Source organism: Roseibacillus ishigakijimensis (genome assembly GCF_016595415.1).
Lineage (GTDB): Bacteria > Verrucomicrobiota > Verrucomicrobiia > Verrucomicrobiales > Akkermansiaceae > Roseibacillus > Roseibacillus ishigakijimensis.
This window is the reverse complement of sequence record NZ_JAENIO010000032.1, coordinates 39,898-47,963: the sequence shown is the minus strand read 5'-3', so window position 1 is coordinate 47,963 and position 8,066 is coordinate 39,898. Positions and strand designations below refer to the sequence as shown.

The following is an 8,066-nucleotide window of genomic DNA, read 5'->3' as shown; positions in this document are numbered from 1 at the left end:
CCCCCGGCCTCGATCGGTCTCGAGATAGCCATGGCAGCGCGGGATAAAGGTCCAGACCGAGTCGTCCTGCAGGCGTTCGATGCGCTTCATGCAGTAGAAATCGAGGTAGTTTTCGTCGTAGCTACGGCGGAGTTTGCGCCAGCGGCGGAGGAGAGGCTTGTTGGCCTTCAGTTCTTTGGGGCTACGTCCTTCGCGCCAGACCTTGATGCAGCGGTCGGGATGTCCGGGGTGAACATAGATGTCGCGAAAGCCCCCTGAAGCAAAGGGAGACTGTCCCGCCAGGGAGATCGGATGGGTGGTTTTACGGAGTTTCATTTTTGTGGGGGCAAAGGACAAAGTTCTGGCAGCAGCAGCTCGGCGCAGCGGGCGGTTTCGTGCAGTCGGGCGGGTGGCTCCGGGAGGGGGATGCTGCTGTTGTGAGGGGAAAAGGGAGTGACCCAGCCTTGGTTGACGAGGAGGTCGTGGGCGCGGGAAAGACGGGTGCCGCAGGCGGGGAGTGGGAGGGTGCCTACCCGGCAACCGGCGGTGAGGGCCTCGAAGAGCATGCTGGTGGAGTCGGGGGTGATCCACGCGACCCGGGAGGCGAGCATTTCGTCCCGCAACCAGGTGCCGCCACTGGTCTGATGGGGGGCGAGGGTGAGGGGGAGGTTCCGTTCTTCCAAGCGGGCAAGGAGCCCTGGGGGCGTGCGGCGGGAGTCGCCCACCGTCCAGGTGAGTTCGGGGTGGGCGCGCACCACGGATTCCACTGCGTCCAGCACGGGCTCGCCCTCCCAGCGAAAGTGTTTGCTCGCTCCCCCCAGCATGAGGAGGCCTTTTCCCTGCTTGGGGGGAAGAGTTTCCGGGATGCGGTTGAGTGCTCCCTTGGTGGCGATGAGGTTGGCCCGCTTCTTTTTGCCGGGCTTGAGGTCGTGCTCGGGAATGAGGCAGCGGGTGAAGAGAAAAGAGGGCAAGGTCGGCTTCATGATCACCACCGAAGGGCAGCGATTGCGACGGGCCTGTTGCAGAAGAAAGGGGTGGGTGCGGTGGCCGGCGGCGATGACGAGGTCGGCTTTCCGGGGGCTCAAGCCAGTCCCTTGGGAGAGATTCAGAAGCTCGATTTGGCCCTCGCGCCGCCGCAAAAGCGCCTCCGCCAGGCCGAGGGACTGGTTTTCGTGGCCTTTTTTGCCATCACTGAGGATGAGAATCTGCATGGTCAGTCGGAGGGGGCGGAGAGCTTGGCGAGAAAGTCGCGCAAGGGCAGGTTCTGGCCATTGCGGTGGATGGCAGGCACCCGGCTGGCCTGGGCTGCCTGTTGCAAAAGCTTGTCGTCGGAAAGGACGAGCACGGCCTCCAGGGGGTGGCTTTTTTCCTGATCGAGGCGGTTGATGAGGGCGGTCAGTTGCTCGGGAGTGGCCGAGACCCAGGTGTCGTCGTCGGAATCCGCATGGTGGGGACTTGCGAGGGTCTCGAAGCTCAGGGGCAAATCACCTTCTGCCCGCTGGGCCAGGAAATCGTCCAGCGTCTCGTGGTCGGGCTCTTCGCGGGCGAGGAGGAGCACGCGCAGGGGCAGGGTGTCAGGAAAGGCGCGGCTGCTGCGCTTCTTGGTGCGGAGGGAAAGCGGGCGTCGACTGCTGAGCCGCCAGCGGTCGTGCAGCCAGAGATAATCGGCGGGGGAGCGGCGGATGAGGGTCTCCAGGGCCGAAAGGATCTCCTCGGGGCGGGGTTTTTCGGGCAAGGGTTGGAAAACGACCCGCCAGTGGCCCGCCCGGGTGGTCTCGATGCCTGCCGCCAGCACCGGAGCTCCGGCTTTGCGGGCGAGGAGGGCGGGGAGGGGGGAGAGGGAGGAGAGGCGATTGAAGAAGGGCAGGGCGGTGCCCGCGCGCCCGGTTTTCTGGTCGGCCACCACGATGAGCAGTCCGCCGCTTTTCACGAAGCCCGCCGGACCATGGAAGCCGCCTTTTTTGCTAAACATGCGCGAGCCATCCTGTTCGCGTCTGCGCAGGAGGAGAGCATTGACCAGCGGATTTTTAAGCGGTTGGTAAATCCCACCGGCGGGAGTGCCCGGGGGCAAAAAGTGGTGCAAGCGATTGAGGATTTCCCAATTGCCCATGTGGCCCAGCACCAGCACGGCCCCGCGTCCTTGTGCGAGGGCCGCTTCCAGCTTTTCCAAGCCGGAGAAGCTCACTTGCCGGCTCACCGCCCGGGTGGGTAGCACGGTGGTCTTCAGCGTGCCCAGGAAGTTGGCAATGGTGCGCTGGCAGGTTCGCCGGGCGAGGGTGCGGATTTCCGGCAAGGTCATTTCCCCGCCGAAAGCGAGGCGCAGATTGCGGATGGCCAGGCGGCGGTAGTGGGGCGAGAGGGCGTAGAGTCCGGCTCCCAGCACGCTGCCCGCGCGGTCGATGAGCGGGAGCGTCACCAGGCGCAGCAGGGCCTCCATGGTGCGGTAGCCCGCGTATTCAATCCGCCAGGAAAGGCGCTTGGAGAGTGGGTAGCGGCGCGGCATGGGTCAGAGATTGTCTTTGCCCCGGCGGAGGGGAAGGGTGAACCCCACCACGCCGACGAAAATGAAGTAACAGGCCAGAAGCTCGAGATAGGCCGAGCAAATCTTGGGCAGCCCCGGGGGCACTTCGCTTTCCAAACTGGCCTCCCAGAAAGCACTGGAACCAAAGAAATCGGCGAAGACGTAGATGATGATGATGGCGGCCGCGATGAATCCGGAAGCGGGGTGCCGGGCAGAGAGACCGATGAAGCGGAGGGACTCACGGGTGTTTTTCATGAAAAGCCAAGCCATCCCGCCCAAGGTGGGGACGAGGAGCCAATCCTCGTCGAAGGGCAAAAAGTCACCCAGCCAAGGGGCTTCTCCGATAGCGGCGGCGAGACAGCCGAGGGCGAGGCCTTGGTAGATGGGGCGGAAGCGGCCGGCATGGGCGGAGGCGGCCCAGAGAATGGCCACCGAGACGGTGAGTAGGGCGAGCTGCAGGATCTCTACCGCCGAATTCTCCAAATCCACCCCACTGGGCGAAGTGCTGGGTAGCCAGGCGGGGAAGAGCACCAGCACCGAGCCCAGTCCCACGAGGGCCGAGCTGGCAAGGGTTCCCACCCAGTTGGGTTTGTCTTTTTCCACTGGCAAGGACGCTACGCTAAGTGGGATTATCTACCTCGACAATACGGATTGCAGACTTTTACACTTTCTGGTTGCCAGCTGCGGGAATGGTTTGTAGGGTCCGCGCCCCGCTCTTAACGGACAGTTGCCAGAGTGGTCGAATGGGCTCGCCTGGAAAGCGGGTGTGGCGGCAACGTCACCGTGGGTTCGAATCCCACACTGTCCGCCATTTTGCTCTGCAAAATGCTCTCTCGCCGTAGGCGACAGTGGGATGAGAACTTCAGTTTGAGCCGGAAGGAGCGCAGCGACTGGAGACAGCCGGAGCGCAGCGCAGGCAATCCCACACTGTCCGCCATTTTGCTCCGCAAAAACTTACTCAACAGCCTGCAGACGGTAGAAGGCGCGGGTCTCCGGGGGCTGGGGGTCGATGAAGGTGGCCTCGCCCGTGTTGCTGTTTTGCTGATCGACTTCTTCGGTGAAATCCGCGAGGCTGGTGCTCCTCATCAAGCGGTAGTGGAGGCTGGGACTGAGAGCTGTTCCGGTAAACTCCAAGCCCCCCTCCGGGGTGAGTCCGGTGATGAGCAATTGCGGAAAGTTGGCGATCGGGCTTTCCGGCGGCCCCTCTCCCACGGGAGTCGGAAGGTGGTCCATTTGCAGGACGAACTTGTCCAGAAGGGTGCCATTCTCGCGGAAAGCGATTTCCAGAAGATGGTGACCGGCTCCCAGTGAATCGAGGTCGGGACCGTCGGTGCCAAACCATTCTCCCTGACCGGAGCGGTTATTTTCCAAGACCCACTCGCCCCCATCGAGGCGCCAGAAGAAGGAGTCGTCGCTGCCATTGTCAGAGAGGATGCGGAACCAGAAGCGGTAGTCGCCGGGACTGGTGACTTGGAAGGGGTAGCGGGCGAGGAAGGCGTCGCCTTCCTCTGCCGGGAGCTCGCTCATGGCGTTGTGGGCGGGGTCGATGGTAAGGTAGCTGCCTTGTGAGGCAATAGGATCACTGACCACGAGCCAGTGAGCGCCGAGTCCGCCGTTTTCCGCCTCCAACGCGAGAATGCCATTTTCTTCCCGGCGCTCTTCCACCACGGCCACGGGAATGGTGAGGCTGGCGGGGGAGAGATTGCCGCTCGTGTCGGTGGCCTTGACGGAATAGTAGTAGGTCAGCCCCGGCAGGAGGTCGGCATCGTGGAAGCTCTCGCTGGTGAGATGGGTGGCGATGGCCGTGCCGGGCTCGTGGGCAGCCAATGAACGATAGACCGTATAGCTTGCAAAATCGGCCTCGCGGTTGTTGAGCCAGGACAAGTGCACCGAGCGAGCGGAGGGGCTGCCAGTCAGCCAGAGGGGAGCGGTGGGGGCCCGTTCGTCGCGGCGGGGGCTCTCCGCTGGTCCGGTTCCGCTCGGGTCGGGATGGCCCTCTTGCTGAAGGACGAATTTGTCGAGCCGGGTGCCATTCTCGCGACCGGCAATCTCCAGCACATGGGAGCCAGTGGCCAGCTCAGTCAGCTCGGCAACCTCACGAGAGAACCAGCCGTTCTGGCGATTGTTTTCCAAATTCCAGGGACCGCCATCGATGCGCCAGAAAAAGGAGTCGTCCTCGGTGGTGGTGGAGAGCATACGAAACCAGAAGCGGTAGGCGCCGGGGGTGGAGAGGTGGAAGGGATAGCGGGCGAGATAGGGGGAAGTTTCTCCCGCCGGAGTGGAGCCGACGTGGTCGAAATCGGGGTAAATTTCCAGGAAGGCTTTGCGCGATGCAGCCGGGGAGGCTCCCGTCACCCAGCGGGCCCCGAGGTCGCCCTCTTCCGCTTCCAAGGAGAGAAGGCCGTTGGATTCCAGATACTCGGCCGCGCTGCCGCGATTGGCCGGGCGGATGTCGGGATGGGGCGGGGTCTCCATTCCGGCTCCCAGGTAGAAGCTGGGGTGGGGCGGCTGGTTGTAGCTCACATTCTGCCAAGCCATCGCCAAGCGATATTGCGCATCGTGCATCAGGGTGGGGATGCGGTGGTTGGTCAGCGCGGTGGTGGTGAAGATGCGGAGCTTGCGATTGTCGCTGGAGTGAAAGATCATTTCTTCCCGCCAATCACCGAGAATGTCACCCGAGAGGCAGGGATTGGCCTTAGTGCCATTGATGCTGCGGGTGTCGTAGGAACCGCCTTCGTTGTAAATGCTCCAGAGGCGGGCGGGGCCGTCGCCGGTCCAACGTTCGAGGATGGGATTGCCTCCCGAGCCCCCGGCGGAGGCGAGGAATTCCCGCTGCAAGCTGTCCGTCCACCAGACGACAAAGGCCATCATGGTGCCGGAGGAGCGGTCGCTGATCTGCTCGTTGGCGGTGTTGTAGACGCCACCCTGGGCGTAGGACCAGAATTGGTAGCCGGGGTAGCGGGCGTCGATGTGGGCGGCCACTCCGCGTCCCACGTCGCCACCGTTATCGTGCTCCCAGATGATTTCTCCGGTGGCCGCATCGCGATAGGTGGAGCCGCTGGCCGAGGTCTCGTGCGGCATCCAGACCTCCAGCCCCGGCCGGGTTGGGTCCATGTCGGAGACATGCAGGGCATCGCCATGACCGAGCCCGGTGGAGTAAAGGCCCGTGCCGTCATCGTCGATGGTGCAGGAGCCATAGATGATTTCGTCGCGCCCGTCGCCATCGACATCGGCTACGCTGAGGTTGTGGTTGCCCTGCCCGGCGTAGCTGGAATTGCCGGCATCGTTGCTATCGAAGATCCAGCGCAAGTGGAGCTCGCCATCGACCAGATCCCAAGCGGCGAGGACACTGCGAGTGTAGTAGCCCCGGCACATCACCACACTGGCATTGCGCCCATCGAGGTAGGCTACACAAGCCAGGAAGCGGTCCACGCGATTGCCGTAACTATCGCCCCAACTGGAGACCGAACCCCGCGCGGGGAGGTAGTCTACGGTATCGATGAAGCCCCCGGTCTGGCCATCAAAAGCACTGAGATATTCCGGCCCGTAGAGGATGTAGCCGCTGCCGTTGCGCCAATCGGCGGCGCTGTCGCCGAGCACTTGTCCCCGGCCATCGGTGGTGCCATCGGCCGTCTTGCAAACCACCTCCGCCCGGCCGTCATTATCGAGGTCGTAGACCATGAACTGGGTGTAATGCTCTCCGGCCCGAATGTTGGGCCCGAGGTCGATTCGCCACAGCCGGGTGCCATCGAGTTCATAGGCATCGAGAAAAACCCGACCCGTGTAGCCGGAGTGGGAATTGTCCTTGGCGTTGGAAGGGTTCCACTTCAACACCAGCTCATACTGGCCATCGCCATCGAGGTCGCCCACGCTGAGGTCACCGGGGCTATAGTCGTAATCTCCGTCAGGGGTGGTGCCTCCGGCCGGGCGATCCAAGGGCACTTCCAAGTAGTTTCCATTCCAAACCGTGACGGGTGGGGAGAGGGTTTGCTCTTTTCCCTCAATGACCGCCGCAATGCGGTAGCTGCTCGCGGTATTTCCCTCGCTATCAAACCAATTGGTCGCCCCACTGATGGGGGTTTCCGTAACCCGTTGGCGATCGCGATAGACGTGATAACTGGTCTCCGCTGGCTCGGTGGCCAGGAGGCGCCAGCTAAGAAAGACCCCGCCCTCGCTTGCCACTGCCACCGTGCCCCGGTCGAGGTCTTCCATCAGCCTTTGGGCGGACAGCTGGGGCAGCAAGAGCCCGCAGGCGAGCAGTAAAAGAGGGAATAGTTTCATCGTCAGGAGCCTAAGGAACGGGAGGAGTCGCTGCTGCAACGAACCGCTTCCGTTCTTTCTTGGCCTGCGCAAATCCCTCAATCGGGGGAGGGGAGGGTTCGCGTCGCTGAGGCAGAGAGCTCGGATTTCCCGAGAATTGGAAGGAGGCGGCGGAATCCGTGGCTAAGGACGATGAGTAGGAAAATAAAGTTACGAAAGAGAAGGGCAGGATGGAAGAGAGGGCGAATCGTGAGGGGCTCTGGGGCAGCCACGGAGTCAGCCAAGCGGCTGAGACTTGAAGGTGTAAGGGGCCATTCCGCAATGGCGGCTAACCAATTTTCAGGAAAAGACGAGGCTCCATGGAGAGTGCCGCAAAGTGCCCCCAGAATGGCTCCGCTGGTATCAGTATCTCCACCCGCTGACCAAATGGCGGGGAGAGCCTGCTCGGGTTTCCACTGGTGGCGAATACCACAGTGAAGAACAGCGGCTAGAGTGTGGAAGCAGTAGCCGGAAACGCCTTTTTTCGGGCGAGCGCCAATCATCGAAAGTAAAGCGTCAAGGTCTTCGCCAGCTGCCAAGTTGTTGCGAACGCAGTTTATCAACTCCCGGAACTCATCTGATGATTCTGGCGCTAGAAGAGTGTCGAACAACTTCTCTTGAGAGGGGGCTTCATTTGACTGACAAAACAACGCAGTCAATTCGACAATGGCTCGTGCGCAGTGCTCGGCTTTTGGGTCGGAATGGGTAATGCGGGTTTGGTGACGATTATAGATGAGGCGGTCTTTGTTGCTCCCAGAGAAGAGGCATCCGATTGGTGCGGCACGCATCATCGGGCCATTGCCTGCAGAGAAAACTCCTGAACGGTCGGGTGAGATTCCAAGCCAGAGTTTGAAGATCGAACGCGCGGTCGCGAGCCCAACTCCCGCCGGGAGCATGGCTAGCCAAAAACGGAGGTCGCGGGCGAGGCGTTTTTGGAATGCCTTGGGATCAGCGTCGGACGCAAGCAGAGCCTGAGTCAGAATGATAGTGTGCTCCGTATCGTCGCTCCACATGCCTCGACCCAGAAAGAAGCGCTGTTTCCACGTCTTGTCCCACCCTAGCTTGGCGATGGCGCGGGGAGAGAGGCCTTCTGCTGGCAATCCAACAGAGTCCCCAATCGCAGTGCCGAGAAGGAGGCCGTGAAGATGTTCTTCAGTGGTCATGGCAGATTTTTAGCCTAGCGAAATTTGTGAGAGTGCCGGTTGGAACACTGAGATGAGGACTGTCGTGGAGTCGATCGAAATGTTGACAATGAGTTCGATAGGTC

Annotated in this window: 6 protein-coding genes and 1 tRNA gene; 1 reads left to right on the top strand and 6 read right to left on the bottom strand. The window is 61.9% G+C overall.

What is annotated here, in order from left to right; genetic code table 11:
* From JIN78_RS12170 to JIN78_RS12155, 4 genes are all read right to left on the bottom strand, one after another.
* Positions 1-315, bottom strand: a 315-nt coding sequence (locus JIN78_RS12170; protein WP_234037967.1) for a YrbL family protein, incomplete at its 3' end; no start/stop codon positions are given.
* Positions 312-1,190 carry a mitochondrial fission ELM1 family protein gene (locus JIN78_RS12165; RefSeq protein WP_200392248.1) on the bottom strand — a complete coding sequence of 293 codons (879 nt, stop codon included), beginning with the start codon at positions 1,188-1,190 and terminating at the stop codon, positions 312-314. The genes JIN78_RS12165 and JIN78_RS12170, both read right to left, overlap by 4 nt.
* Positions 1,191-1,192: 2 nt before the next feature.
* Complete coding sequence (locus JIN78_RS12160) at positions 1,193-2,482, bottom strand: lysophospholipid acyltransferase family protein (protein ID WP_200392247.1); 1,290 nt, start codon at positions 2,480-2,482, stop codon at positions 1,193-1,195.
* Between the two features lie 3 nt (positions 2,483-2,485).
* Positions 2,486-3,109, bottom strand: coding sequence for a hypothetical protein (locus JIN78_RS12155; RefSeq protein ID WP_200392246.1), 624 nt, complete (start codon positions 3,107-3,109; stop codon positions 2,486-2,488).
* A 112-nt stretch (positions 3,110-3,221) separates the two neighbouring features.
* On the opposite strand from JIN78_RS12155, the gene JIN78_RS12150 reads away from it, so the two are divergent.
* Positions 3,222-3,311, top strand: a tRNA-Ser gene (locus JIN78_RS12150).
* A gap of 143 nt (positions 3,312-3,454) precedes the next feature.
* Here the strand turns inward: JIN78_RS12150 and JIN78_RS12145 are convergent.
* Positions 3,455-6,781 carry a rhamnogalacturonan lyase family protein gene (locus JIN78_RS12145; RefSeq protein ID WP_200392245.1) on the bottom strand — a complete coding sequence of 1,109 codons (3,327 nt, stop codon included), beginning with the start codon at positions 6,779-6,781 and terminating at the stop codon, positions 3,455-3,457.
* 77 nt (positions 6,782-6,858) lie between these two features.
* Positions 6,859-7,962 (bottom strand): ADP-ribosylglycohydrolase family protein, encoded by a 1,104-nt coding sequence (locus tag JIN78_RS12140; protein WP_200392244.1) that lies wholly within the window; start codon positions 7,960-7,962, stop codon positions 6,859-6,861.
* Positions 7,963-8,066: the final 104 nt, after the last annotated feature.

Bases quoted from the DNA above. Each gene is read 5' to 3' on its own strand.
- JIN78_RS12140 (WP_200392244.1), bottom strand. From the start codon at position 7,962: ATGACCACTGAAGAACATCTTCACGGCCTCCTTCTCGGCACTGCGATT.
- JIN78_RS12160 (WP_200392247.1), bottom strand. From the start codon at position 2,482: ATGCCGCGCCGCTACCCACTCTCCAAGCGCCTTTCCTGGCGGATTGAA.
- JIN78_RS12145 (WP_200392245.1), bottom strand. From the start codon at position 6,781: ATGAAACTATTCCCTCTTTTACTGCTCGCCTGCGGGCTCTTGCTGCCC.
- JIN78_RS12165 (WP_200392248.1), bottom strand. From the start codon at position 1,190: ATGCAGATTCTCATCCTCAGTGATGGCAAAAAAGGCCACGAAAACCAG.